This is a genomic window from Sphingomonas sp. 320_CC (assembly GCF_059691795.1).
Map to the genome: position 1 here is coordinate 553,778 of NZ_JCAWAE010000001.1, position 24,405 is coordinate 578,182.

Annotated in this window: 24 protein-coding genes; 17 read left to right on the top strand and 7 right to left on the bottom strand. The window is 65.4% G+C overall.

All coding sequences use genetic code 11. From position 1 onward, the window contains the following. The first annotated feature begins 15 nt into the window (after window positions 1–15). Window positions 16–894 (top strand): phenylalanine 4-monooxygenase, encoded by an 879-nt coding sequence (phhA, locus tag AC59GX_RS02485; RefSeq protein WP_426282470.1) that lies wholly within the window; start codon window positions 16–18, stop codon window positions 892–894. Window positions 895–1,120: 226 nt separating this feature from the next. On the opposite strand, the gene AC59GX_RS02490 is transcribed toward phhA, so the two are convergent. The 3 genes from AC59GX_RS02490 to AC59GX_RS02500 form a co-directional block, all read right to left on the bottom strand. Then, entirely contained in the window at window positions 1,121–2,056 is a 936-nt protein-coding gene (locus AC59GX_RS02490; RefSeq protein ID WP_426282469.1) for a 50S ribosomal protein L11 methyltransferase, read from the bottom strand. Continuing rightward, window positions 2,046–2,735, bottom strand: coding sequence for an SDR family NAD(P)-dependent oxidoreductase (locus tag AC59GX_RS02495; RefSeq protein ID WP_426282468.1), 690 nt, complete (start codon window positions 2,733–2,735; stop codon window positions 2,046–2,048). The genes AC59GX_RS02490 and AC59GX_RS02495 overlap by 11 nt, the downstream gene beginning before the upstream one ends. Window positions 2,736–2,804: 69 nt before the next feature. After that, window positions 2,805–4,148, bottom strand: a complete 1,344-nt coding sequence (locus AC59GX_RS02500) for a methyl-accepting chemotaxis protein (RefSeq protein ID WP_056061736.1) — start codon at window positions 4,146–4,148, stop codon at window positions 2,805–2,807. 267 nt (window positions 4,149–4,415) lie between these two features. Between AC59GX_RS02500 and sdhC the strand changes: the two genes are divergently transcribed. The 4 genes from sdhC to AC59GX_RS02520 are packed head-to-tail and all read left to right on the top strand — an operon-like array spanning window position 4,416 to window position 7,286. Continuing rightward, window positions 4,416–4,826 (top strand): succinate dehydrogenase, cytochrome b556 subunit, encoded by a 411-nt coding sequence (gene sdhC, locus AC59GX_RS02505; protein WP_426282467.1) that lies wholly within the window; start codon window positions 4,416–4,418, stop codon window positions 4,824–4,826. After that, entirely contained in the window at window positions 4,826–5,212 is a 387-nt protein-coding gene (sdhD, locus tag AC59GX_RS02510) for a succinate dehydrogenase, hydrophobic membrane anchor protein (RefSeq protein ID WP_056060687.1), read from the top strand. The genes sdhC and sdhD overlap by 1 nt, the downstream gene beginning before the upstream one ends. Further along, the gene (sdhA, locus tag AC59GX_RS02515; protein ID WP_056047438.1) at window positions 5,212–7,014 is read left to right on the top strand and encodes a succinate dehydrogenase flavoprotein subunit; all 1,803 of its coding nucleotides are present in this window, start codon (window positions 5,212–5,214) and stop codon (window positions 7,012–7,014) included. Before sdhD ends, sdhA begins: the two co-directional genes overlap by 1 nt. Next, complete coding sequence (locus tag AC59GX_RS02520) at window positions 7,014–7,286, top strand: hypothetical protein (RefSeq protein ID WP_426282466.1); 273 nt, start codon at window positions 7,014–7,016, stop codon at window positions 7,284–7,286. The genes sdhA and AC59GX_RS02520 overlap by 1 nt, the downstream gene beginning before the upstream one ends. Before the next feature lie 88 nt (window positions 7,287–7,374). On the opposite strand, the gene AC59GX_RS02525 is transcribed toward AC59GX_RS02520, so the two are convergent. Together AC59GX_RS02525 and AC59GX_RS02530 are read right to left on the bottom strand one after the other, a co-directional pair. Continuing rightward, the gene (locus AC59GX_RS02525) at window positions 7,375–7,665 is read right to left on the bottom strand and encodes a type II toxin-antitoxin system RelE family toxin (protein ID WP_107964064.1); all 291 of its coding nucleotides are present in this window, start codon (window positions 7,663–7,665) and stop codon (window positions 7,375–7,377) included. Next, entirely contained in the window at window positions 7,652–7,900 is a 249-nt protein-coding gene (locus tag AC59GX_RS02530) for a type II toxin-antitoxin system Phd/YefM family antitoxin (protein ID WP_156348804.1), read from the bottom strand. Before AC59GX_RS02530 ends, AC59GX_RS02525 begins: the two co-directional genes overlap by 14 nt. A 99-nt stretch (window positions 7,901–7,999) precedes the next feature. Here AC59GX_RS02530 and AC59GX_RS02535 point away from each other — a divergent pair, with 99 nt between their 5' ends. The 12 genes from AC59GX_RS02535 to AC59GX_RS02590 all read left to right on the top strand — a co-directional run bounded on the left by AC59GX_RS02535 (window position 8,000) and on the right by AC59GX_RS02590 (window position 22,760). Next, window positions 8,000–8,581, top strand: a complete 582-nt coding sequence (locus AC59GX_RS02535) for a ClpP family protease (protein ID WP_426282465.1) — start codon at window positions 8,000–8,002, stop codon at window positions 8,579–8,581. Between the two features lie 133 nt (window positions 8,582–8,714). Next, entirely contained in the window at window positions 8,715–9,497 is a 783-nt protein-coding gene (locus tag AC59GX_RS02540) for a succinate dehydrogenase iron-sulfur subunit (protein WP_426282464.1), read from the top strand. Window positions 9,498–9,686: 189 nt separating this feature from the next. Beyond that, entirely contained in the window at window positions 9,687–10,166 is a 480-nt protein-coding gene (locus AC59GX_RS02545; RefSeq protein ID WP_426282463.1) for a PaaI family thioesterase, read from the top strand. A gap of 122 nt (window positions 10,167–10,288) precedes the next feature. Continuing rightward, window positions 10,289–11,380 (top strand): cell division protein ZapE, encoded by a 1,092-nt coding sequence (gene zapE / locus AC59GX_RS02550; RefSeq protein WP_426282462.1) that lies wholly within the window; start codon window positions 10,289–10,291, stop codon window positions 11,378–11,380. A 127-nt stretch (window positions 11,381–11,507) separates the two neighbouring features. Beyond that, window positions 11,508–12,470 (top strand): malate dehydrogenase, encoded by a 963-nt coding sequence (gene mdh, locus AC59GX_RS02555; protein ID WP_056047455.1) that lies wholly within the window; start codon window positions 11,508–11,510, stop codon window positions 12,468–12,470. A gap of 75 nt (window positions 12,471–12,545) precedes the next feature. After that, entirely contained in the window at window positions 12,546–12,842 is a 297-nt protein-coding gene (locus tag AC59GX_RS02560) for a GIY-YIG nuclease family protein (protein WP_426282461.1), read from the top strand. A gap of 55 nt (window positions 12,843–12,897) precedes the next feature. Then, window positions 12,898–13,782: a succinate--CoA ligase subunit alpha gene (gene sucD, locus AC59GX_RS02565; protein ID WP_132896083.1), complete on the top strand. Its 885-nt coding sequence runs from the start codon at window positions 12,898–12,900 to the stop codon at window positions 13,780–13,782. Window positions 13,783–13,942: 160 nt separating this feature from the next. Beyond that, window positions 13,943–16,879 (top strand): 2-oxoglutarate dehydrogenase E1 component, encoded by a 2,937-nt coding sequence (locus AC59GX_RS02570; protein ID WP_426282460.1) that lies wholly within the window; start codon window positions 13,943–13,945, stop codon window positions 16,877–16,879. Between the two features lie 126 nt (window positions 16,880–17,005). After that, complete coding sequence (odhB, locus tag AC59GX_RS02575) at window positions 17,006–18,268, top strand: 2-oxoglutarate dehydrogenase complex dihydrolipoyllysine-residue succinyltransferase (protein WP_056060656.1); 1,263 nt, start codon at window positions 17,006–17,008, stop codon at window positions 18,266–18,268. A gap of 14 nt (window positions 18,269–18,282) precedes the next feature. Next, complete coding sequence (locus AC59GX_RS02580) at window positions 18,283–18,777, top strand: DUF1877 family protein (protein ID WP_426282459.1); 495 nt, start codon at window positions 18,283–18,285, stop codon at window positions 18,775–18,777. 21 nt (window positions 18,778–18,798) lie between these two features. Further along, window positions 18,799–20,205 (top strand): dihydrolipoyl dehydrogenase, encoded by a 1,407-nt coding sequence (lpdA, locus tag AC59GX_RS02585; RefSeq protein WP_426282458.1) that lies wholly within the window; start codon window positions 18,799–18,801, stop codon window positions 20,203–20,205. 1,403 nt (window positions 20,206–21,608) lie between these two features. Next, window positions 21,609–22,760 carry a GGDEF domain-containing protein gene (locus AC59GX_RS02590; protein WP_426281094.1) on the top strand — a complete coding sequence of 384 codons (1,152 nt, stop codon included), beginning with the start codon at window positions 21,609–21,611 and terminating at the stop codon, window positions 22,758–22,760. 65 nt (window positions 22,761–22,825) lie between these two features. Here the strand turns inward: AC59GX_RS02590 and AC59GX_RS02595 are convergent, their stop codons facing one another. Further along, the gene (locus AC59GX_RS02595; protein ID WP_426281093.1) at window positions 22,826–23,404 is read right to left on the bottom strand and encodes a hypothetical protein; all 579 of its coding nucleotides are present in this window, start codon (window positions 23,402–23,404) and stop codon (window positions 22,826–22,828) included. A 103-nt stretch (window positions 23,405–23,507) separates the two neighbouring features. Next, window positions 23,508–24,317 carry an energy transducer TonB gene (locus AC59GX_RS02600; RefSeq protein WP_497300751.1) on the bottom strand — a complete coding sequence of 270 codons (810 nt, stop codon included), beginning with the start codon at window positions 24,315–24,317 and terminating at the stop codon, window positions 23,508–23,510. Between the last annotated feature and the right edge of the window lie 88 nt (window positions 24,318–24,405).

Genomic DNA, 24,405 nt, shown 5'->3' on the forward strand with positions numbered 1-24,405 from the left:
TGCTAGACCAGCCGCATGGCCAATGACACACACGTACTGAGCACCCCGCCCGAAGGCGCGCCCGACTGGACGATCCCGCAGAACTGGGCGGATTACACCGCGGAGGATCACGCGACCTGGGACACGCTGTTCGCGCGCCAGTCGAAGCTGCTCCCCGGCCGCGCGTCGAACGCCTGGCTGCGCGGGCTCGATGTTTTGAAGCTGTCGAAACCCGGCATCCCCGATTTCGAGGAACTGTCCGAGCGCCTGACCAAGCTCACCGGCTGGTCGGTCGTCGCGGTCCCCGGCCTCGTCCCCGACGACGTGTTCTTTGATCACATGGCCAACCGGCGGTTCGTGGCGGGCAACTTCATCCGCCGCCCCGATCAGCTCGATTATCTGCAGGAGCCCGACGTCTTCCACGACGTGTTCGGCCACGTGCCGATGCTCGCCGACCCGGTCTTTGCGGATTACCTCGCCGCCTACGGCCGCGGCGGCCAGCGTGCGCTGGGCCTCGACGCGCTGAAATACTTGGGACGGCTCTACTGGTACACGGTTGAGTTCGGCCTGATCGCGGAACCCGAAGGCCTGCGCATCTACGGCTCGGGGATCGTCTCCAGCTACGCGGAAACCCGGTTTGCCTTGGACGACCCGAGCCCCAACCGGATCGCGCTCGACCTCGCCCGGGTCATGCGGACCGAATACCGGATCGATGATTTCCAGCAGAACTACTTCGTCATTCCGAGCTTCGAGGAGTTGTTGAGACTGACGGTAGAGACGGATTTCGCACCGCTGTACGAAGAGCTGAAGGCGCTTCCGGATATTCCCGTCGCGCGGATCGAGCCCGGCGATGTGGTGATTACCGAGGGCACGCAGGAGTACGCGACGTCGAAGGCATCCGCTGAGACCGCATAAGGATCCCTAGAAGCCACCACCCCGGCGAAGGCCGGGGCCCAGTTGGGATAGCGGTGCGGTTCTATCGCAAGGGTTCGCCCAACTGGGCCCCGGCCTCCGCCGGGGTGGCGGCGGCAGTGGGGTGAGTACAACGCTTCCCAACTTGTTCCCCCGCGAAGGCGGGGGTCCAGTCTGGACCCCCGCCTTCGCGGGGGAACAACCTTCTTGAGGGAAGGCCTGCGCTACCTCAAATATCCAACGCCCACCCATCGCGCCCCTTCGGATCGAACGGCCCCTCCGCCACGAACCTTACCGCCCCCGCGCGCAACCGAAGCACGCTCCAATCCCCCCGCCGGTCGACCGCCTCGAGCGAACATCCGCAAGCCTCATACGCCGCCGCCACCCCGGCCCGCTGCGTGTCCAGCAACCCGGCAAGAACAATCGTCGCCCCCACATCCGAAATCGAAGCGATCTCCGGCGCCATCGACACCAGCGGCCCAGCAAGAATATTCGCGATTACCAGATCATACGGCGCCCGAACCACGATCGCATCGTCCAGCGTACCATCCGCCACAACCAGATCGATCCCCTCGACCCCATTAAGCGCCGCATTCTCCGCCGTCACATCGATCGAGACCGGGTCGATATCCGTCCCCATCACCCTGGCCTCAGGCCAAAGATGCGCCGCCGCAAACGCGAGCAACCCAGTCCCAGTCCCGATATCGATCACGTTCGCAAACGACGCGTCCGCCAACCCGTCGAGCATCGCCAGACACCCGCTGGTCGTCTCGTGATGCCCCGTCCCGAACGCCCGGCTCGCCTCGATCAGGAACGCCCGCTTGTCCGCCGGCACCGCGCCCGCATGCGCCCCCGTATGCACGAAGAACCGCCCGACCGACAAAGGCTCCAGCCCCGCCTGGCTCATCGTCACCCAGTCCGCATCCCCCAGCCGGTCGACCACGATCTCGGCCCCAGTCGCACTCGGCACCAGCGCGCGCACAGCCGCGACCGTATCCGCCGCCGGCTCATGCTCGAAATACGCATCGAGCCGCCACGATTCGACGTCGTCCTCGATCTCCTCGGTCGTCATCAACACGCCATCGATCGTCAGATCGTCGCTAGCGTCGATCGCCTCCGCCTCCGCGCGCGTGCAGGGGAGGGTGAGCTTCCAACTATCGGACATAGCTCGCCCCATTCACGTCGATCACCGACCCCGTCATCGAGGCCGGCGCCTCCAACGCAAGAAACTTCGCCGCCGCCGCGATCTCTTCAGGTGCCGCAACCCGGCCGAGCGGAATATCCGCCAGCAACGCATCACCGCCACGGCTCGACAGATAATCTTCCGCCATCCCGGTCATCGTGAACCCGGGGCACACCGCGAACGCGAGGATGCCCTCCCGAGCATAGCCCCGAGCGATCGTCTTGGTCATCGCTACCATCCCCGCCTTCGACGCGGCGTAATGCCAGTGCGCCGGCGAATCCCCGCGATACGCCGCCCGGCTCGCGATATTGACGATCCGCCCGCCGACACCGCGCGCCTGCCAATGCAACACCGCCAACCGACACAGCTCCGCCGACGCGGTCAGGTTGATCCGCATCGTCCGCTCCCACTGCGCGGTCCAGTCGTCATCGGCGAGCGGTGCCGCCTCGAACACGCCAGCATTGTTGATCAACACATCGATCGCGCCGCCAGCTTGCTCCAGCGCGGCGTTCCACAACGCAGTCGGCCCCGCGGGATCGCTGAAGTCGGCCGGGATACCGCTAGCGGTCCCATGCCCGATGACGGACGCGCCCGCATCGGTCAGCGCCGCATGAATGGCCGCGCCGATACCGCGGCTGGAGCCTGTAAGAAGAATGGTCATGCCGCACCTCTAGCGCGCGCCACGCCGCCTCGTCACGCCAATCCCGCACGCAAGGACGATAGCCCGCGCCTAGGCCGCAACCTTCGCGACGAAATCCCCCGCGCTGTTCTTCAAATTGCTGAGCCGCCCGTCGAGCACGTCGAACCCGCGACCCACCCCGTCGATCTCGGTGGCCACCGTCTCGGTATCCTCGCGGATCGCGGCGATCGTGTTGGACATCGAATCCGCCGCCAGCGCGGTCTCGTCTACCGCCGCGGTGATCGCGGTGACCGTCTGCGCCTGCGCCTCCATCGCATAACGGATGCGGTCGGCGCTTTCCTGCACCTCCGCCACCGTCGACTTGATCGACGCATTCGTCTCCACCGTCGAGCGCGTCGCCGACTGGATCGCGGCGATCTTCGCGGCGATGTCGTCGGTCGCCCGCGCGGTCTGGTTGGCGAGGCTCTTTACCTCCTGCGCCACCACCGCGAACCCGCGGCCGGCATCGCCCGCGCGCGCCGCCTCGATCGTCGCGTTCAACGCGAGCAGGTTGGTCTGCCCGGCAATGTCGCGGATCAGCCCCAGGATCGACTCGATCGACTTCGCATGATCGCTCAGCGTTTCCGACATGCCGACCGCCTGGCCAGCCTGCGCCGATGCCCGATTGGCGATCTCCGCGGCAGCCTCCACCTCGGTCCGCGCATCCTCGATCGCGCGGATCAGGCCGGCGGCGGTCTGCGCGGCTTCGCGCATCGCCACCGCGGATTGCTCTGCGGCGGCCGCGACTTCGCTCGCCTTGCCAAGCACCGCACGCGTCGAGGCCGAGCTGCGCAACGCCTGTTCGCGCAGCATATGCCCCTCGTCGGTCGCGGTCTCGACCATCGCCGCGATGCCGTCGCGGAACTCCGCCGCCAGCGTGTCGCGCGCGACCTGCGCGGTATGCATCTGGTAGCGGTTATAGATCGCGACCGTGATCTCGCCCTCCAGCGCCGACAGCCGCATCAGCGTGTCGATGAACACCGGCAGCTTCGGATCCGACCGATCGACCCGCCGCATCAGAACGTCCAGCGCGGCGCGGTCGCTCGCGCTGATCATCGACAGCAGCGCCATTGGCGATACGTCGGCGACATACGCCGTCGCGACCGACCGCTCGATCGATTCGATCCAGGCGCGTCCACTCGTGTCCAGGAAGCGATTGCGCAGGAACGTGCAACCGATCTCGATCATCTGGTCGGTTTCGTGCGGCGCCCATATCCGTTCGTCTGAAAAACACTGCAGCCATTGTTCCCAGAACGCCCTGGACACATGCGTGATCTCGGGCGCCAGCGCGGCCCAGACTTCGCGGCTCGCGCCGGTCAGCGATCCGTCGAAATCGAACACCCGCAGCCGCGCCATCAGGTCGACGGAGGCCGCGATCGAGCCGGGGGCCGGCAGGTCGTTGGTGGTCAAGACGGTGAACTCCGGATCGAATGTACGACGCCATCGCTACACGCCATGTCTTAAGGGCTGGTTAGGGATCGACGTCACGTCACGTGCATGGCCAACGTGTCCCGCACGGCATCACGCGCGCGGTGTCATGGGTTATCGGACCGGCCCCAATGGGTTGCATCGCAGCACGCGGTGGCTAATAGGTCGCCCAATCTATATATTCTGGGCCAAGCTGTTCTTGGTTCGTCATCTTCTGGTTCGAGGACTCCGCCCTTGGCATCGCGCAACCCGGCACGCCCGCTTTCTCCCCATCTGCAGGTCTATAAATGGGGCCCGCACATGCTGGTCTCGATCCTGCACCGCGTGACCGGCAGCGGGATGGCGACCGTCGGCAGCATCCTGCTCGTCTGGTGGCTCGCCGCGATCGCCGCGGGCGATCAGGCCTATGCGACCTTCGTCGACGTGTTCACCACCGACACCGGGCGGCTCAACATCCTCGGCTATATCATCGCGGTCGGGCTGACGCTGTCGCTGTTCCAGCACATGATGACCGGGATCCGCCACATGGTGCTCGATATCGGCGCCGGCTACGAACTGAAGCGGAACAAGATGGGCGCGATCGCGACGATGGTCGCCAGCGTAGCGCTGACGATCGTGTTCTGGCTCTACATGGGGATCAAGTAATGGGTTCGGGTACGGCAATCGGTCGCGTCCGCGGCCTGGGCAGCGCCAAGCACGGTGCGCATCACTGGTGGCAGCAGCGCCTCACGGCGGGCTCGAACCTGTTCCTCATGGTGTGGCTGATGATCTCGGTCGCGCGGATGCCGGGCTATGATTACGCCGCGGTCCATCTGTGGCTGCAGTCGGCCTGGGTCGCGGTGCCGATGGCGCTGCTGATCCTGTCGGTGTTCTATCACTTCCGTCTCGGTCTTCAGGTCGTGATCGAGGATTACCAGCATGGCGAGAGCCGTGTCGTGACGATGATCCTCCTCAACCTGTTCACCTTCACGCTGGGCGGCATCGCCCTGTTCGCGATCCTGAAGGTCGCCTTCTCCGGAGCTCCCGCGTAATGTCAGCTGCCTACAAGATCATCGATCATACCTATGATGCGGTCGTCGTCGGTGCCGGCGGCTCCGGCCTGCGCGCGACGATGGGCATCGCCGAGAGCGGCTTGAAGACCGCGTGCATCACCAAGGTCTTCCCGACCCGCAGCCACACCGTCGCCGCACAGGGCGGCATCGCCGCGTCGCTCGGCAACAACTCGCCGGATCACTGGACCTGGCACATGTTCGACACCGTCAAGGGGTCCGACTGGCTCGGCGACCAGGACGCGATCGAGTATCTCTGCCGCGAGGCCCCGCAGGCGGTGTACGAGCTCGAACATGCCGGCATGCCGTTCAGCCGTAACGAGAACGGCACGATCTATCAGCGTCCGTTCGGCGGCCACATGCAGAACATGGGCGAGGGCCCCCCGGTCCAGCGCACCGCCGCCGCCGCCGATCGCACCGGCCATGCGATGCTCCACGCGCTGTACCAGCAGAGCCTGAAGTACAACACGGACTTCTTCGTCGAGTATTTCGCGCTCGACCTGATCATGGAAAACGGCGTCTGCCGCGGCGTCATCGCGCTGTGCATGGAAGACGGCTCGATCCACCGCTTCCGGAGCCACCAGACCGTGCTCGCCACCGGTGGCTATGGCCGCGTCTATTTCTCGGCGACCTCGGCGCACACCTGCACCGGCGACGGCAACGCGATGGTGCTCCGCGCCGGGCTTCCGTTGCAGGACATGGAGTTCGTCCAGTTCCACCCGACCGGCATCTACGGCGCGGGCGTGCTCATCACCGAGGGCGCACGCGGTGAGGGCGGTTACCTGACCAACTCCGAGGGCGAGCGCTTCATGGAGCGCTATGCCCCGTCGGCGAAGGACCTCGCCTCGCGCGACGTCGTCAGCCGCTCGATGGCGCTCGAAATGCGTGAAGGCCGCGGCGTCGGCAAGAACGGCGACCACATCTTCCTGCACCTCGATCACATCGATCCCAAGGTGCTCGCCGAGCGCCTGCCGGGCATCACCGAGACTGGGAAAGTCTTCGCCGGCGTCGACCTCACGCGCCAGCCGCTGCCGGTCACGCCGACCGTGCATTACAACATGGGCGGCATCCCGACGAACTTCCACGGCGAAGTCGTCAACCTCGTCGATGGCAACCCCGATGCGGTCGTCCCCGGCCTGTTCGCGGTCGGTGAGGCTGCCTGCGTCTCGGTCCACGGTGCCAATCGGCTCGGCTCGAACAGCCTGATCGATCTCGTGGTGTTCGGCCGCGCGACCGGCCTGCGGATCAAGGACACGCTGAAGCCGGGCACCGCGCACGCGCCGCTGCCCAAGGGGTCGGAAGATCTCGCGCTGACGCGTCTCGACCATTTCCGCAACGCGAGCGGCGGTTCGCCGACCGCGCAGATCCGTCTCGACATGCAGCAGACCATGCAGAAGCATTGCGCCGTGTTCCGCGACACCGAACTGCTCAACCAGGGCGTCGAGAAGATGGCCGGGATCTACAGCCGGATGACCGACGTCGCCGTGAAGGATCGCAGCATGATCTGGAACACCGATCTGGTCGAGACGATGGAGCTCGACAATCTGATCGGCCAGGCGGTCGTGACGATGAACTCGGCCGCCAACCGCACCGAGTCGCGCGGCGCCCACATGCACGAGGATTTCCCCGAGCGCGACGACGCGAACTGGATGAAGCACACCATCACCACCTTCAACGGCTGGGGCGGCAAGGGCGGCGAGACCAAGATCGATTTCCGCCCGGTCCACGACTACACGCTCACCGACGACATCGACTACATCAAGCCCAAGAAGCGGGTATACTAATGACCTGGGCCATCATCGCGATCGGGTTCCTCGTGCCCGTCGCGGTGGGGCTCCTGACGCGCTTCCAACCGATGATCGCCGGCTTCCTATGGCCGGTGGTCGTCGCGCTACTGACCGCGATCTACGTCTTCGCCATCGAACCTCGCGGTGTAGGCGAAGAACCCCAGAAGATAGCGATAACCTTCTACGCGCTGTTCTCGCTGGTAGGCGGCGTCCCGGGCGGCTTGGTAGGCTGGCTTCTCCAGTACAAGCGCACGGCCGGGAAGGCCTGACCCTCTTCCTTGTTCTCCCGCGAAGGCGGGAGCCCAGTCTGGATCCCCGCCTTCGCGGGGAAACAAGCTCCAGGCGCAACGCCGACGACTAATCGAGCCGCCCTGCCGCGATCTTGTACACCAGATTACGATCCCGCCGCCCGACCGCCACGACGATCACCGTCACCAGGCCATCGTCCACCCGGTACACAAGTCGATACCCCGCAGCCCTCAGCTTGATCTTGTAGCACCCGGCCATCCCACTCAGTCGCGCACTCGCAATATGCGGCTCGCCCAACCGCTCGGTCAGCTTCGCCTTGAACTGCTCGCGAACATTGGCGCCAAGCTTCTCCCATTCCCGCAGCGCACTCGGCAGGAACGCGAGACTATAGGTCGCCAAGCGACACCGCGACCGGCACCTCGTCGGCACGCGCCCGCACCAGGTCTGCCAGTTCGACGTCCTCCAACCGGTCCATCAATTCTTCCCAAGCCGCCGCCGGCACCAGATACGCAGCAGGCGTATTCCGATTGAGGACGGCAACTGGAAATCCACCCGCAGCCTCGATGACTCCAGACGGATTCTTCTTCAGGTCGCTGATGCTAACCGTCGCGCCGGCATGGATGGTTTCAATCATGACCGCTTTGTAGCACGTCGAACAGGTCACGCCAAATCACTGTGCTGATATGCCGCAACTCATCAGGAACCCACCGCGCCCGCAAAAGTTTGCCGCGGCATGACCGACACATCCCCCGCTTCGAACGCCCGCAACTACCCACTGCTGGCCGCCCCCCACATCCACCTCCATGGCCCCGTCGACGACGCGATGTACGCCAATTTCAAGTCGCAACTCGTCGCCGCGCCCACCGAGGGTCCGCTGGTCGTCTCGATCACCACGCTCGGCGGCGACCCCGAAGTCGCGCGCGCGATGGGCGACAACATCCGCCTGCTGCGCGAATATACCGGCCGCGAGACGCTTTTCCTCGGCAAGGTCGCGGTCTATTCCGCCGGCGCGACGTTCATGTCCGCCTTCCCGGTCGACAGCCGTTTCCTGACGCGCAACAGCCGCATCATGATCCACGAGCGCCAGATGCAGAGCACGATCGAACTCAACGGCCCGCTCAACACACTGTCCTACACGCTCAAGGCCAAGCTCCACGAGATCGAGGACTCGATCAACATCCAGGAGGAAGGTTTTCGGGCGATCGTCGAGGGCTCGAAGGTGTCGCTCGAGGAATTGAAGAAGAAGGCCCCCTCCAACTGGTACATCGAAGCCGAGGAAGCCCGCGACCTCGGGCTCGTCCTCGACATCATCTGAGCAGGCAAGCGCAGCCGACGCGACAGCGGGTGTGACCCATGTTGCACCCGCGAAGCTAAGGATTTGCGGGGAGGGCCGCTGTCATGTATCGGCTCTGACAACCTATAATCACACCACGGACGGACCGCTCGCAATGGCCGAATTCTCGCTCCCGAAAAACAGCGTCATCAAGAAGGGCGTCAAGCATGCGCCCGCAAACGGGGGTAAGCGTCTGAAATCGTTCAAGGTTTATCGCTACGATCCAGACAGCGGCGAGAACCCGCGCTACGATACGTTCGCGCTGGATCTCGACGACACCGGCCCCATGGTGCTCGACGCGCTGATCAAGATGAAGAGCGAGCAGGATTCCTCGCTCACCTTCCGCCGCTCGTGCCGCGAGGGGATCTGCGGCTCGTGCTCGATGAACATCAACGGCAAGAACGGCCTAGCCTGCACGACCGCGATCGAGGATTGCAAGGGCGAGGTCCAGATCACCCCGTTGCCGCACATGGACGTGATCAAGGACCTGGTCCCCGACTTCACGCATTTCTATGCTCAGTACTCGTCGATCAAGCCGTGGCTGCAGACCGTCACCCCGCCGCCCTCGGGCAAGGAGCGCCTCCAGTCGCCGGAAGATCGCTCGAAGCTCGACGGCCTGTACGAGTGCATCCTGTGCGCCTGTTGCTCGACCTCGTGCCCGAGCTATTGGTGGAACGCCGACAAGTTCCTGGGCCCCGCGATCCTGTTGCAGGCCTATCGCTGGCTCGCCGACAGCCGCGACGAAATGACCGGCGAGCGTCTCGACGAACTCGAGGATCCGTTCCGCCTGTACCGCTGCCACACCATCATGAACTGCGCGAACGCGTGCCCCAAGGGGCTGAACCCCGCCAAGGCGATCGCCGAGATCAAGAAGATGGAAGCAGAACGGATCGTCTGATCCCTTCGGTTGGGGGAGGGGCCCTACCTTTCCCGACTTTTTGGGGGGGGGGGGGGATAAGACCTGCCTTCCCCCCACCCCGTTCGTGCCGAGTAGAGATCGAGCGTAGTCGAGAGCTCGTATCGAGGTACATGTCCTTCGATACGCCATCTCGACAAGCTCGATGCCTACTGGGGACGAACAGAATTTATGACTGACAAACCCCATTTCGTCGAAGCCGAAGACCCGGCCAACCCAGGCTGGCGCAGTTGGTCGCTCTCCGACCCCACCCGCTTCAACACCCTGCTCGGCCCCATGCTCTACCGCGTCGACGGCCACACCGTCCGCGTCCGCATCACCCCCGAGCATCGTCACTCGAACCTCCAGAACAACGTCCACGGCGGCGCGCTCCTCGCGTTCATCGACGTCGCGCTGTTCGCAGCTGCAAGAGGCTTCGGCCTGATCACCGCCGGCACCGCGGTCACGCTCGATCTCAACACGCAATTCATCGGCGGCGGCCGCGTCGGCGAGCCGATCGAGGCGCAGGTCGAGGTGCTCAAGGAAACCGGCCGCCTCTTGTTCCTCCGGGGTCTCGTGGTGCAAGGGGACGACGACACGAAGATCGCCGCCTTCTCGGCCACGATCCGCAAGCCGTCCGGCAAGCCTCCAAGGGCTGACACCGCCGCGTAACACCACCCCGGCGAAGGCCGGGGCCCAGTTGGGACACGATCATTGATCAAGCGCAGCGCTCCGTTACAGCGACCTTTCCACCTGGGCCCCGGCCTTCGCCGGGGTGGTAAAGGGGTGGCGGCATGACGGTACTCAAAGCCTACGAAGCGCTCGTAGCATCCGGCGAACTCCGTCCCGACCCCGAACAAGCCGCCGCCGCCACCCGCCTCAACACCCTCGCTACCGAACTCGCCACCCCAAAATCCACCGGCTTCTTCGCCCGCTTCTCCAAAAAACCCGACCCCCGCGGCGTCTATCTCTGGGGCGGCGTGGGCCGCGGCAAGTCGATGCTGATGGACCTGTTCTTCGCCAACGCGCCAGTCGACAAAAAACGCCGCGTGCATTTCGGCGAGTTCATGCTCGAGGTCCACGCGCGCATCGCCGCCGAGCGTCGCAAGGAAGTCGGCGACCCGATCGTCCCCGTCGCCACCGCGATCGCCGACGAGACGCGGCTGCTCGCGTTCGACGAGATGATGGTCACCAACAGCCCCGACGCGATGATACTCTCGCGGCTGGTGACCTCGCTGCTCGATTCCGGCGTGACGATCGTCACCACCTCGAACCGCCCGCCCGCCGATCTCTACAAGAACGGCCTCAACCGCGAGCATTTCCTGCCCTTCATCGCAACCATCGAACAGCGCCTCGACGTCCTCCCGCTCAACGGCCCGGTCGACTATCGCCGCGACCGTCTCGGCAGCCAGGACACCTGGCTCGTTCCCAACGGCCCCGAGGCGACCGCGCAACTCTCCGCCGCGTTCTTCCGCCTCACCGACTTCTCGACCGACGACAGCGAGCACGTCCCCGCCGAGGACCTGATCGTCCAGGGCCGCACGCTCCGGGTGCCCAAGTCGCTCAAGGGCGTCGCGGTGTTCAGCTTCAAGAAGCTGTGCGGCGAGGCGAGGGGAGTGGCCGACTACCTCGCCATTGCGCGGAAATTCCACACCGTCATCCTCGTCGGCATCCCCAAGCTCGGCCCCGAGAACCGCAACGAGGCGGCGCGCTTCGTCGCGCTGATCGACGCGCTGTACGAGCACAAGGTGAAGCTCCTCGCCGCCGCCGATGCGCAACCCGGCGACCTCTACGAAAGCGGTGACGGGCGCTTCGAGTTCGACCGCACGATCAGTCGCCTCGAGGAGATGCGCTCAGAGGACTATCTCGCCGAGGGCCACCTCTAAGCTTATTGCACATGCGAACTAGTTGCAATAACAACCCGCTTTTGTCCTTTTAGCGGTTGCCGTAGCGGGATAATGCGCGTAACCGGCGTCACCAATCACCCCGCACATCAGACGGAGACGGATTGGAATGGCTCGCAAGAAGATCGCGCTGATCGGCGCCGGTAACATCGGCGGTACGCTCGCGCACCTCGCAGCACTCAAGGGCCTTGGCGATATCGTCCTGTTCGACGTCGCCGAGGGCATCCCCCAGGGCAAGGCGCTCGACCTGTCGCAGTGCGGCCCGGTCGAAGGCTTCGACTCGCAGATCACCGGCTCGAACGACTACGCCGACATCGCCGGCGCGGACGTCATCATCGTCACCGCCGGTGTCGCACGGAAGCCCGGCATGAGCCGCGACGACCTGCTCGGCATCAACCTGAAGGTCATGAAGGCCGTCGGCGAGGGCATCAAGGCCAACGCCCCGAACGCTTTCGTGATCTGCATCACCAACCCGCTCGACGCGATGGTGTGGGCACTCCGCGAGTTCTCCGGGCTGCCGCATCACATGGTCGTCGGCATGGCCGGCGTGCTCGATTCGGCGCGCTTCAGCCACTTCCTCGCCGACGAGTTCAAGGTCTCGGTCAAGGACGTCACCAGCTTCGTGCTCGGCGGCCACGGCGACACGATGGTTCCGGTCATCAGCTACTCGACCGTGTCGGGCATCCCGGTTCCCGATCTCATCGCGATGGGCATGTCGAGCCAGGAAAAGATCGACGCGATCGTCAAGCGCACGCGCGGCGGCGGCGGCGAGATCGTCGCGCTGCTGAAGACGGGCTCGGCGTACTACGCGCCGGCGACCAGCGGCATCGCGATGGCCGAGGCGTATCTGTACGATCAGAAGCGCGTGCTGCCGGCGGCGGCGTATGTGTCGGGCGAGTACGGCCTTACCGATCTGTACGTCGGCGTGCCGGTGGTGATCGGTGCCGGCGGCGTCGAGAAGATCGTCGAGATCAAGCTTGATGATGAAGCGAAGCAGAACCTCACCGTGTCGGTCGACGCGGTCAAGGAGCTGATCGTCGCCTGCAAGGGTATCGACGGTTCGCTGAACTGATTTGAGGTGAGGTGACGAACCAAAAGGAGTAACCACCACCCCGGCGAAGGCCGGGGTCCAGTTGGGAAAGCCGAAATGATGGAAGAACAAGCGTTCGTCTACATCATGGCCAACTTCCCCAACGGTGCGATCTACCTCGGTTCGACCGTAAACCTGCCAAAGCGTGTGTGGGAGCACCGCAACGGTTTTGGCGGTTTTACCAAGCGTTACGGCTGCAAGATCCTCGTCTGGTACGAGGCCTGCGGTGAATGGGAAGCGGCACGGCAGCGCGAGCTGCAAATGAAGGAGTGGAAGCGGGCCTGGAAAGTGCGTGAGATCGAAGGGTTCAATCCTGCTTGGGTCGACCTGTACGATCGTATCGCGTTACCATGACCGCCTTCCCAACTGGACCCCGGCCTTCGCCGGGGCGGACCGGACTGGAGATAGAATGAGCATCCTCGTCGACAAGAACACCAAGGTCATCACGCAAGGCATGACCGGCGAAACCGGCAGCTTTCATACCAAGATGGCGCTGGAATACGGCACGCAGATGGTCGGCGGCGTCACGCCCGGCAAGGGCGGTACGACCCACCTCGACCTCCCCGTCTACAACACCGTCGCCGAAGCCAAGGCGATGACCGGCGCGACCGCGTCTGTCATCTACGTGCCGCCCCCCTTCGCCGCCGATTCGATCCTCGAGGCGATCGACGCCGAGATCGAGCTGATCGTCGCGATCACCGAGGGCATTCCGGTGCTCGACATGGTCAAGGTCAAGCGCGCGCTGTCGGGTTCCAAGTCGCGTCTCATCGGCCCGAACTGCCCCGGCGTGCTGACCCCCGGCGAGTGCAAGATCGGCATCATGCCCGGTTCGATCTTCAAGAAGGGTTCGGTCGGCGTTGTCAGCCGTTCAGGCACGCTCACCTATGAGGCGGTGTTCCAGACGTCGAACGCAGGCCTCGGTCAGACGACCGCGGTCGGCATCGGTGGCGATCCGGTCAACGGCACGAACTTCATCGACGTGCTCGAGCTGTTCCTCGCCGACGACGAGACCCAGTCGATCATCATGATCGGCGAAATCGGCGGCGACGCAGAAGAGCAGGCGGCACAGTTCCTCCGCGACGAAGCCAAGCGCGGTCGGTCGAAGCCGATGGCAGGCTTCATCGCCGGCCGTACGGCGCCTCCCGGCCGTCGCATGGGCCATGCCGGCGCGATCGTGTCGGGCGGCAAGGGCGACGCGGAGAGCAAGATCGCGGCGATGGAAGCTGCCGGGATCCGCGTTTCGGAAAGCCCCAGCCTGCTCGGCGAGACGCTGCTGAGCGTGTTGAAGGGCTGAGCTGACTACCCCTCTCCCGTTTGGGGAGAGGGAAGGAGCTGCCTCTTGGTAGCGGAAGGGTGAGGGCACGTGACTGCCCGTGCCCTCACCCTCCCACCCGCAAGTGCGGGCGGGCCCCTCCTTCTCCCTCGCGGGGAGAAGGACACTGAGGACGAGAACGATGGGCTACGAAGGCCAGGATTTCAGCGATATCGCAGCCGGCGTCAGCCCGGCGTTCGTGGAGACGCTCTACGCCAAGTTCAACGCGGACCCGGCCTCGGTCGAATCCGGTTGGCGCGCGTTCTTCGAGGGTCTCGAAGGCTCCGCGCAGGGCCCGAGCTGGGAGAGCGCCCGCTGGCCGCTCACCACCACGGACGACCTGACCTCGGCGCTCGATCCCACGCAGATGGAGCCCGCGCCCAAGCCAGCCAAGGGCGGCAAGCCCGCTCCCGCAGCAGCGGCACCTGCGCCCGTTTCGAAGGAAGAGATCGCCAAGGCCGCGGCCGACGCGATCCGCGCGCAGCTGCTCGTCCGCACCTACCGCGTCCGTGGTCACCTCGCCGCAAACCTCGATCCGCTCGGCCTTTCGAAGCGCGAGATGCCCGAGGATCTGAAGACCGAATATCACGGCTTCTCCGACGCCGACATCGACCGGAAGGTCTATCTCGGCGGCACGATGGGCTTCGAATGGGTTTCGATCCGCGAACTCGTCGACACGTTGCGCAAGAATTACTGCGGCAATGTCGGCCTCGAATACATGCACATCTCCGACGTCGAGGAGCGCCGCTTCCTCCAGGAGCGCATGGAGGGCCAGGACAAGGCGATCGAGTTCTCCACCGACGGCAAGAAGGCGATCCTCACCAAGGTGATCCAGGCCGAGCAGTGGGAGAAATTCCTCGGCAAGAAGTATGTCGGCACGAAGCGCTTCGGGCTCGACGGCGGCGAATCGATGATCCCCGCGCTGGAGAGCGTGATCAAGTATGGCGGGCAGATGGGCGTGCGCGAGCTCGTCATCGGCATGGCGCATCGCGGTCGCCTCAACGTGCTGGCGAACGTGATGGCCAAGCCGTTGCGCGTGATCTTCCACGAATTCGCCGGCGGTTCGGCCAACCCCGACGACATCGGCGGTTCGGGCGACGTGAAGTATCACCTCGGTACCAGCACCGATCGCGAGTTCGACGGCCACAAGGTTCACATGAGTCTGGTCGCCAACCCGTCGCATCTCGAAGCCGCCGACCCGGTCGTGCTTGGCAAGACGCGCGCGATCCAGACGCTTAACAACGATCTCAAGGATCACGTGGCAAGCCTGCCCGTGCTGATCCACGGCGACGCGGCGTTCGCGGGGCAGGGTATCGTCTGGGAGTGCCTCGGCTTCTCCGGCATCCGCGGCTACAACACCGGCGGCTGCGTCCACTTCATCATCAACAACCAGGTCGGCTTCACGACCTCGCCGCAGTTCGCGCGCTCGTCGCCTTACCCGTCGGACGTCGCCAAGGGCGTCCAGGCGCCGGTCTTCCACGTCAATGGCGACGATCCCGAGGCGGTCACCTTCGCGACCAAGATGGCGATGGAATTCCGCCAGAAGTTCCACCGCGACATCGTGATCGACATGTGGTGCTATCGCCGCTTCGGCCACAACGAGGGCGACGAGCCGTCCTTCACGCAGCCGCTGATGTACGACATCATCCGCAAGCACCCCGGCGTCAGCTCGGTCTACGGCGATCGCCTGATCAAGGAAGGCGTGATCGACCAGCCCTGGATCGACGAGAACGTGAAGCAGTTCACGCTCCGCCTCGAGGGTGAGTTCGAAGCCGGGTCGTCGTACAAGCCGAACAAGGCGGACTGGTTCGGCGGTCGCTGGACCGGCCTCAGCGCTCCGACTGACGGCGCGTCGGCACGCCGCAACGTCGAGACGGGTCTCAGCACGAAGCTGTTCGACTCGCTCGGTCGCACGCTGACCACGATCCCGGACAGCGTGAAGATCCACAAGACGCTCAACCGCGTGATCGATGCCAAGCGCGAGATGTTCAAGTCGGGTAAGGGTTTCGACTGGGCGACCGGCGAGGCGCTCGCGTTCGGCGGCCTGCTCTCGGAAGGATACGGCGTCCGCCTGTCCGGCCAGGATTCGGGCCGCGGCACCTTCTCGCAGCGCCATGCCGTCTGGGTCGACCAGACCGACGAGCACAAGTACGTGCCGTTGCAGGAGATCGAGCACGGTCGTTTCGAAGTGCTCGACAGCCCGCTCAGCGAATACGGCGTGCTCGGCTTCGAGTACGGGTATGCGCTCGCCGACCCGAAGACCCTGGTCCTCTGGGAGGCGCAGTTCGGCGATTTCGTCAACGGCGCGCAGATCATGATCGATCAGTTCATCACGTCCGGCGAATCGAAGTGGCTTCGCGCCAACGGCCTCGTGATGCTGCTCCCGCACGGTTACGAAGGGCAGGGGCCTGAGCACAGCTCGGCGCGTCCCGAGCGCTTCCTCCAGTCGTGCGCCGACGACAACATCCAGGTCGCGAACTGCACCAGCCCGGCGAACTATTTCCACCTGCTCCGCCGGCAGATGCACCGCAACTTCCGCAAGCCGCTGATCGTGATGACGCCGAAGTCGTTGTTGCGGCACAAGCTGGCGGTGTCGAACGCCGAGGATTTCCAGGGCGACAGCCACTTCCGCCGCCTGTTGTCGGATACCAATCCGGCCGCCGACGTCGATACGAAGCGTCTGGTCCTGTGCACCGGCAAGGTCGCGTACGACCTGATCGAGGCACGCGACGCGGCGGGCGACACCGACACGCAGATCGTCCGCGTGGAACAGCTCTATCCCTTCCCCGGCAACCCGATCGCCGAGCGCGTCGCACGGATGCCGAACCTGGAGGAGATCGTCTGGGCGCAGGAAGAGCCGAAGAACAACGGCTATTGGTTCTTCGTCGAGCCGCTGATCGAGGAGGCGCTGGCAACGGTCGACTCTCGCGTGAAGCGCGCGCGCTATGCCGGACGCAACGCCTCGGCATCGCCCGCGACCGGCCTGATGAAGCGTCACCAGGCCGAACAGGGCGCGCTCGTCGCCGACGCGCTCGGCCACTCCGTCCGCGACGAAATCCGCCGCACCCGCGCAAACTAAGTTTTTCTACCACCCCGGCGTAGGCCGGGGCCCAATTGGGATGGTAGATGTAATTGAGCGAAACGCCGGCCACTCAGCGTTTCGTAACTGGACCCCGGCCTACGCCGGGGTGGAGGAAACGAGAAAATGGCAACCGAAGTCACCGTCCCCGTCCTGGGTGAATCGATCACCGAAGCCACCCTCGGCGAGTGGCTGAAGCAGCCCGGCGATCCCGTCGCGGTCGACGAGCCGATCGCCAGCCTCGAGACCGACAAGGTCTCGGTCGAAGTTCCGTCGCCGGTCGCCGGCGTCATGGGACAGCACGCCGTCGCCGTCGGCGACACCGTGCAGGTCGGCGCGATGCTCGCCACGATCGACTCCGGTGACGGCGCCGCCGCTGCTCCGGCCCCCGCTACCGCAAAGGCGCCCGAGCCCGCCGCGACCGCGACGCCGTCCGCGCCCGCCAAGGACGAGTCCGGCGCAGGCTATGGCGACCAGCCCGGTGCCGGCACCAGCGACTCCCCCGCAGCTCTGTCCCCCTCGGTCCGCCGCGCGGTCCTCGAGCACGGCGTCGACCCCGGCACGGTCAAGGGCACCGGCCGCGACGGTCGCATCACCAAGGAAGACGTGACCGCCGCCGCGTCGAGCAAGCCAGCACCTGCGCCCGCCGCAGCGCCCGCTCCGGCAGCAGCGCCCGCCGCCGCATCGGGTCGCGGCGAAGAGCGTGTCCGCATGACGCGCCTCCGCCAGACGATCGCCAAGCGCCTCAAGGAAGCGCAGAACACCGCCGCGATGCTGACGACGTTCAACGACGTCGACATGACCGCGGTGATCGAGGCACGCGCCAAGTACAAGGACCTGTTCGAGAAGAAGCACGGCGTTCGCCTCGGCTTCATGGGCTTCTTCGTGAAGGCCGCGACGATGGCGTTGCGCGACATCCCGTCGGTCAACGCGTCGATCGACGGTGACGACATTGTCTATCACGACTATGCCGACATCTCGGTCGCGGTCTCGTCGCCGGGCGGCCTCGTCGTCCCCGTGATCCGCGATGCCGACCAGATGTCGGTCGCGACGATCGAGAAGACGATCGGCGACTTCGGCAAGCGCGCGAAGGAAGGCGCGCTCAAGATGGACGAGATGAAGGGCGGCACCTTCACGATCTCGAACGGCGGCGTGTTCGGCTCGCTGATGTCGACCCCGATCATCAACCCGCCGCAGTCGGCGGTGCTGGGCCTCCACCGCATCGAGGAGCGCCCGGTCGTCGTCAACGGCCAGATCGTCATTCGCCCGATGATGTATTTGGCGCTCAGCTACGACCACCGCCTGATCGACGGCCGCGAAGCCGTGACGTTCCTGGTGGCGCTGAAAAATGCTATCGAGGATCCGACGCGGATTCTTATCGACCTTTAAGGGAGACTGGCCCGATGGGCATGGTAATGTACCTCCGTCGGGCCAGCATTGCTGATATTGCGCGTCTTCAAGCCGACCCGCGCGGTGTTCCGGATTTCGTTTTCGATGACGCCGCACCGGACCAGGATCTCGTTGAGTTCGATAAGGCGTGGCAGGCGCTGCACTTTATGCTGACGGGCGAAGCCTATGGGATGGGGCACGCGCTCGGGATCATCGCCGAGGAAACGCCGATGCAAAGCAGCGACGGTATCGGCTCGCTCGAATATTCGATCGTGCCGCCCGAGCGCATGGTGACATTCGATGCGGCGCTCAAAGCGCTGGACGACGGTAGTTTGGCGCAACGGTACGATCCCGCGGCGATGGCAGCCCAGGACGTGTATCTCGCGGATTCCTTCCTAAATGAAGGACCAGAGGCGCTCGAATATATCTTGCAGGGTGTTCCTGCCCTGCGCCGATTTGCGGCATCCTGCGCGGATGCCGGCTGTGGGGCCATTCGGGTCCTCGCATGATGATGAACGGGATTAGAGACAATGGCTGACTACGACTATGACGTCCTCGTGATCGGTGCGGGCCCCGGCGGTTACGTCGCGGCGATCCGTGCAGCGCAGCTCGGCCTGCGCACCGCTTGTGCCGAATCCCGCGAGACGCTGGGCGGCACCTGCCTCAACGTCGGCTGCATCCCGTCGAAGGCGCTGCTCCACGCCTCCGAGATCTACGAGGAGGCCAAGGGCGGCCACCTCACCAAGTTCGGCATCGACTTCCAGGGCGTCACCCTGAACCTCGACCAGATGCACGCCGAGAAGGCCAAGGCCGTCAAGGAACTGACCGGCGGCGTCGAATTCCTGTTCAAGAAGAACAAGGTGACCTGGCTCAAGGGCAAGGCCGCGTTCCAGGACGCGCACACCGTCGACATCGCCGGCCAGAAGGTCACCGCGAAGAACATCGTCATCGCCACCGGTTCCTCGGTCATGCCGCTCCCCGGCGTCGAAGTCGACCAGAAGACCGTCGTCGACAGCACCGGCGCGCTCGAGATCCCCAAGGTCCCCGAGCACATGGTCGTCATCGGCGGCGGCGTGATCGGCCTCGAACTCGGTAGCGTCTGGCGTCGTCTCGGCGCGAAGGTCACGGTCGTCGAGTTCGTCGACCAGATCCTCCCCGGCTTCGACGGCGAAGTCCGCCGCGAGACCGCCAAGCTCTTCAAGAAGCAGGGCATGGAGCTGAAGCTCTCGACCAAGGTCACCGGCGTAACCGTCGCTGACGGCGTCGCGACCGTCACCGTCGAGCCCGCCGCGGGTGGCGCGTCCGAGACGCTGACCGCCGACGCGGTGCTCGTCTCGATCGGGCGCAAGGCCAACGTTGACGGCCTCAACCTCGAAGCCATCGGCCTCGAGCTCAACAAGCGCGGCCAGATCGAAACCGACCACAGCTTCCGCACCAAGGTCGACGGCGTCTGGGCGATCGGCGACTGCATCCCCGGCCTGATGCTCGCGCACAAGGCCGAGGACGAGGGCGTCGCGGTCGCGGAAAACATCGCCGGCCAGACCGGCATCGTCAACGAGGACGTCATCCCGAGCGTCGTCTACACGATGCCCGAGATCGCCGGCGTCGGCCTCACGGAAGAGGCCGCGCGCGACAAGACCGCCGAATCTGGTGGCATCAAGGTCGGCAAGTTCCCGTTCGCCGCGAACAGCCGCGCCAAGACCAACCGCGACACCGACGGCTTCGTGAAGATCATCGCCGACGCCAAAACCGACCGCGTCCTCGGCGTCTGGATCGTCTCGAGCCTCGCCGGCACGCTGATCGCCGAAGCCGCCATCGCGATGGAATTCGGCGCGACCAGCGAAGACATCGCCTACACGTGCCATGCGCATCCGACGCATGCCGAGGCGATCAAGGAAGCGGCGATGGCGGTTCAGGGCAAGCCCATTCACATTTAGCAAAAGCTAAATGTGAATCCAAAGGGCGTGCCCGGCCGGCGGCGCTCCAGCGCCGTCCGACGACAGGGGCTTTGCCCCTGTCCGGCCAAGCAGGGCTGCGCATCACCGAGTGAAGTAAGATTGAGAGGGCGTCGGTGGCAATCCACCGGCGCCCTCTCGGCGTTGCAGCGCGAGAGTTGAAGATGCAGGCGAGGCGGTGAACGTGGAGGAGGGGGCGACGGTTGAGTTCGATCGGGGGATGGATGTTGCCGCAGTTCGCCAGTTCGCCAGTTCGCCAGTTCGCAGTTCGCAGTTCGCAGTTCGCAGTTCACCAGTTCACCAGTTCACCAGTTCACCAGTTCACCAGTTCACCAGTTCGCCACACCCCCGTCCACCCGCAAAGCCCAACCCACCCCCTTCCGTCATCCCGGCGAACGCCGGGACCCACGGTTACGGTGGACCAAATGATATCCCCCCATCACTATCCGGTCCGCGACCATGGGTCCCGGCGTCCGCCGGGATGACGGGATGGTAGGAGGGGTAGGGGAAGGAGGTTAGGGGGCAAGGGCGCGATCAACCGGCAGCGCGAACCGTCGCAAGTTCACGATCTGCAAGGTCTTTGACGGCATCACCCATTCCAAAGCCGCAAGCTCCGCACCCCTCTCAAACTCACCAACCCACACCCCTTCCGTCATCCTGGCGAACGCCGGGATCCACGGTTGCGGTGGACCCAATGATATCCCCCATCATGACCCGGTCCGCGACCATGGGTCCCGGCGTCCGCCGGGATGACGGGGGGGTAAGAGGGGTAGGGGAAGGAGGTTAGGGGGGCGGGGGCGCGATCAAGTGGCAGCGTGAACCGCCGCAAGCTCACGATCTGCGAGGTCTTTGACGGCATCACCCACACCAAGCCCTAAGCTCCGGAATCCTTTCAAACTCACCCACCTACACCCCCTTCCGTCATCCCGGCGAACGCCGGGACCCACGGTTACGGCGGACCCAGCGATATCGCCCCACCATCGCCCGGTCCGCGACCATGGGTCCCGGCGTTCGCCGGGATGACGGGGGAGGGGGCGCAACAACTGGGCGCAATCTGGAGTGGCGTGCACGAAACGCCCGACAACGTCGGTCAAGCCAGAGCCACTCCGCCCCAAACGATACCGCCCGCCTCCCTGTTCTCCCGCGAAGGCGGGAGCCCAGTCTGGGTCCCCGCCTTCGCGGGGAAACATTCTTGGCACACCCACCGCATCCGCCCTCGGCATCGCCTATCGCCTGGGCACCGCCCCGCCCCTCATCGCCACCCGCGCACAACCCCCAACCCACCCAAACCAAAACACGCAAATTTCCTTCCCCACCCCAACCGGAACCAATCCTTAGCAAAGCCAACCTATTAGTCCGCGCAACGAACGAACAAGCAGGTCTCCGTGGCGCTCGATCTCTCCACTCTCTACGTCGTCGCAGGCCTCGGCATGCTGGTCGCCGGGTTCATCCACCTCATCCCCCTCGCGACCGGTCGGTTCGGGTCCTGGGCAGGGCTATGGGGCGCCGGCCACCTGATCGCCGGGTGCGGCGCACTGATGGCGGTGCTCAACGATCGGATCGGTCTCCCCTTGGCGCCCAGCATCGGCAACCCCGCAGTGGTGATGGGCTATGCGCTGATCGCCGGCGCGGTCGTGAAGTTCAGCCGCCCCGACGCGCGCCTGACGTCGATGCTGGCGACCGCCGCGGTCCTTGGCCTGCCCCTCTGGTTCACGCACGACCCGGCGCATTTCCACCTCCGCGTCGCCTATCTCAGCGTCATCCGCGCCGGGTTCGACCTCGTCGTGGTGATCGTCGCCATCCGTCTCGCGCGCCGTGACTCGCTACAGACCGGCTGGATCGTCGCCGCGCTGTTCGCGGTCACCATACCGATGTTCCTCGGTCGCGCCTGGCTGGCTTACGGCGACCGGATCGGCACGCAGTTGACCGGTCGTCACGACGATCTCGGCGCCTGGCTCGCGGCGGGGCAGATCGCCTTCATCATCTTCCGCGCCTTCTCGCTCCTGATCCTCCAGGCCGAGCGCGGCCAGAACCTGCTGCTCGATCAGATGGAGCGCGACTGGCTCACCGGCGCGTTCAACCGCGCCGGCCTGGACCGCATCGCGCAGACCTTCGCCGGCCGCCATGCGCCGCGCACGTTGACGGTGATGATGCTTGATCTCGATCGCTTCAAGACGCTCAACGACACGCTCGGCCACGCCGCCGGCGACGCCGCGCTCCGCAGCTTTGCAGAGATCGCCCACGACGCCGTCGGCCGACAAGGCCACCTGATCCGTTGGGGCGGTGACGAGTTCGTCTGCGTGCTGCCGGACATCCCGACGGCGCACGCGACCATGATCGGCAACCGTATCGCCACCCGGTTCGCACAGGCCATGGCACCGCGCATGGCCACGCATGGCACGCTCGGGGTCAGCATCGGCGTCGTCGAGGGCGAGCCCAACACGCCGATCGTCGACCTCATCGCCGGCGCAGACCGCGCGATGTACCTCGCAAAGGGCGACCGCCGCCAACCGGCCATCTACATAAAGGCAGCCTGAGCCGCGAGTTTTGGATCGCCCCGAAAGGGCCGCAACGCCACGCGCGGCGTCGCGGCCCTGCACACTCAAGCGGCAGGCGGGTCCTTCTTCGCGGTCGGCTTGCCGAACCCGACGAACAATCGCTCCAACCCCACCGTAACCGAGTCCAGCACCTTCGCGAACTCCGGCGGCAGCGCGTTCGTCTCGCTCCGTGGCGGCTCCCGCGTCTCCCCGGCGAACGGACCATTGCCCTGAGGCCTGGTCGACTCCGTCGCCACGTCCGGCTCGACCTTCGACGCTGCCGGCTCAGCCTGTGCCGAGGACGAGGCAGGGGAAGGCGGGGCAGGGGGCGTCGGAGGCGTCGGCCGAGCGCTCGACTTCGCGTCATGCTTCGAGATCGCCGTCGCCGCGGCCATCAGCCCCGCCGCGATCATCTGGCGTCCGACCGGTGTCCCCATCTGTCGCGCGATTGTCGCAGCGATCCCCGCGAACGGCGCGCCGCCTTCATGCTTGCGACCCTCGTGCTTCCGGCCCTCATGCCTGTGCGCGTCATGCTTGTGCCCGTCATGCGCATGGCCCTCATGCCCAGCACTCGAGTGCCCCTGAGCCGCGGCCATCTCGGCCTCGCGCTCGCGCCGCTTTCGCTCGTCCTTCTTCTTGCCCATGTCGTCCTCTGTGCCATTCCGCTTCGGTGTGTACGAACAAGATAATACACCGATACCGGAGTGCAACCCCGGCGCCTTCGCCCCGTCCAGCCGCGACGGTCGATCAGTTGCCGGACCAGGTGCCAGGCAATCGCCACGTCACTTTTTGTGTCGCGTGGCTGACCATCGGCTTGCCGTCGAAGCCAAGCGCGGGTGTGTAGCGCGCATGCCGCATGATCGCGCTGCAGGCCGCCTTGTCGAGTTCGACCTCGCCGCTCGTCACCACGGGCCGGCAATCGGCAACCCGCCCGTCGAGGCCGATCGTCCACAGGACCGTCGACGTCCCCTGCGCACCCTTGCCGACGATCGTCCTCGGGTAATCGTCGGGTCCGATCCAGTATTCGGGCCGTGTCGTCGCCTTGGCAGGCTGGGCGATCTTCGCGCGCTCGGTCGGGTCGATGCCCCAATGCTTGGCCGTCGAATCATTGCATTTGGCCAGGGCCTCGAATGCCGCCTTCGCATTTGGCATCGCGAACGCCCAGCCCGACATCTTGTCCGGGGTGATGCGCAGCACGGCATCGGCGGGCAGCGTTTCGAACAGCGTGGCATCGACCTGCATGCGCGTCATCCGCTTGCCCGAAGCCTGGGTCGGATAACTCTCGTACCGGCTGTCATCCGATCCCCCGCCGACGATGCCGATCTTCGCCTGGCCCAGCCGCATCGTTACGCCACGATCATTGGTGTAGACCATCAGCTCGAGCGTCGACGCCAGCGGCAGCCGACGAAGCGCGAGAATCGTCTCCGCCTTGCCGGTGCCATAGGTGCGGCCGAGCATGCAGGCGGTCGCGCCATAATCGACGTTCCACTTGCTCGCCGGAGTCAACGGCGCGGCCGTGGGCTCCGCCAGCGCCGCAGCGGCGGCCAGCGCCAGCATCAGCGGCATCCGGAAATACTCGTCATCGCATCATCCCCTTGCACCCCGTCACGTTCGCCGGTTCTCCAAAATACGCCACCTGGTTGCA

What these genes read in the sequence shown, in the direction of transcription:
- zapE (WP_426282462.1), top strand. Translation starts at nt 10,289, where the DNA reads ATGACGGTACTCAAAGCCTACGAAGCGCTCGTAGCATCCGGCGAACTC.
- AC59GX_RS02580 (WP_426282459.1), top strand. Translation starts at nt 18,283, where the DNA reads ATGGGCATGGTAATGTACCTCCGTCGGGCCAGCATTGCTGATATTGCG.
- AC59GX_RS02545 (WP_426282463.1), top strand. Translation starts at nt 9,687, where the DNA reads ATGACTGACAAACCCCATTTCGTCGAAGCCGAAGACCCGGCCAACCCA.
- AC59GX_RS02495 (WP_426282468.1), bottom strand. Translation starts at nt 2,735, where the DNA reads ATGACCATTCTTCTTACAGGCTCCAGCCGCGGTATCGGCGCGGCCATT.
- AC59GX_RS02535 (WP_426282465.1), top strand. Translation starts at nt 8,000, where the DNA reads ATGACCGACACATCCCCCGCTTCGAACGCCCGCAACTACCCACTGCTG.
- AC59GX_RS02540 (WP_426282464.1), top strand. Translation starts at nt 8,715, where the DNA reads ATGGCCGAATTCTCGCTCCCGAAAAACAGCGTCATCAAGAAGGGCGTC.
- lpdA (WP_426282458.1), top strand. Translation starts at nt 18,799, where the DNA reads ATGGCTGACTACGACTATGACGTCCTCGTGATCGGTGCGGGCCCCGGC.
- AC59GX_RS02560 (WP_426282461.1), top strand. Translation starts at nt 12,546, where the DNA reads ATGATGGAAGAACAAGCGTTCGTCTACATCATGGCCAACTTCCCCAAC.
- AC59GX_RS02530 (WP_156348804.1), bottom strand. Translation starts at nt 7,900, where the DNA reads ATGATTGAAACCATCCATGCCGGCGCGACGGTTAGCATCAGCGACCTG.
- AC59GX_RS02570 (WP_426282460.1), top strand. Translation starts at nt 13,943, where the DNA reads ATGGGCTACGAAGGCCAGGATTTCAGCGATATCGCAGCCGGCGTCAGC.
- AC59GX_RS02490 (WP_426282469.1), bottom strand. Translation starts at nt 2,056, where the DNA reads ATGTCCGATAGTTGGAAGCTCACCCTCCCCTGCACGCGCGCGGAGGCG.
- AC59GX_RS02600 (WP_497300751.1), bottom strand. Translation starts at nt 24,317, where the DNA reads ATGCTGGCGCTGGCCGCCGCTGCGGCGCTGGCGGAGCCCACGGCCGCG.
- sucD (WP_132896083.1), top strand. Translation starts at nt 12,898, where the DNA reads ATGAGCATCCTCGTCGACAAGAACACCAAGGTCATCACGCAAGGCATG.
- AC59GX_RS02595 (WP_426281093.1), bottom strand. Translation starts at nt 23,404, where the DNA reads ATGGGCAAGAAGAAGGACGAGCGAAAGCGGCGCGAGCGCGAGGCCGAG.
- sdhD (WP_056060687.1), top strand. Translation starts at nt 4,826, where the DNA reads ATGGGTTCGGGTACGGCAATCGGTCGCGTCCGCGGCCTGGGCAGCGCC.
- odhB (WP_056060656.1), top strand. Translation starts at nt 17,006, where the DNA reads ATGGCAACCGAAGTCACCGTCCCCGTCCTGGGTGAATCGATCACCGAA.
- AC59GX_RS02520 (WP_426282466.1), top strand. Translation starts at nt 7,014, where the DNA reads ATGACCTGGGCCATCATCGCGATCGGGTTCCTCGTGCCCGTCGCGGTG.
- sdhA (WP_056047438.1), top strand. Translation starts at nt 5,212, where the DNA reads ATGTCAGCTGCCTACAAGATCATCGATCATACCTATGATGCGGTCGTC.
- phhA (WP_426282470.1), top strand. Translation starts at nt 16, where the DNA reads ATGGCCAATGACACACACGTACTGAGCACCCCGCCCGAAGGCGCGCCC.
- mdh (WP_056047455.1), top strand. Translation starts at nt 11,508, where the DNA reads ATGGCTCGCAAGAAGATCGCGCTGATCGGCGCCGGTAACATCGGCGGT.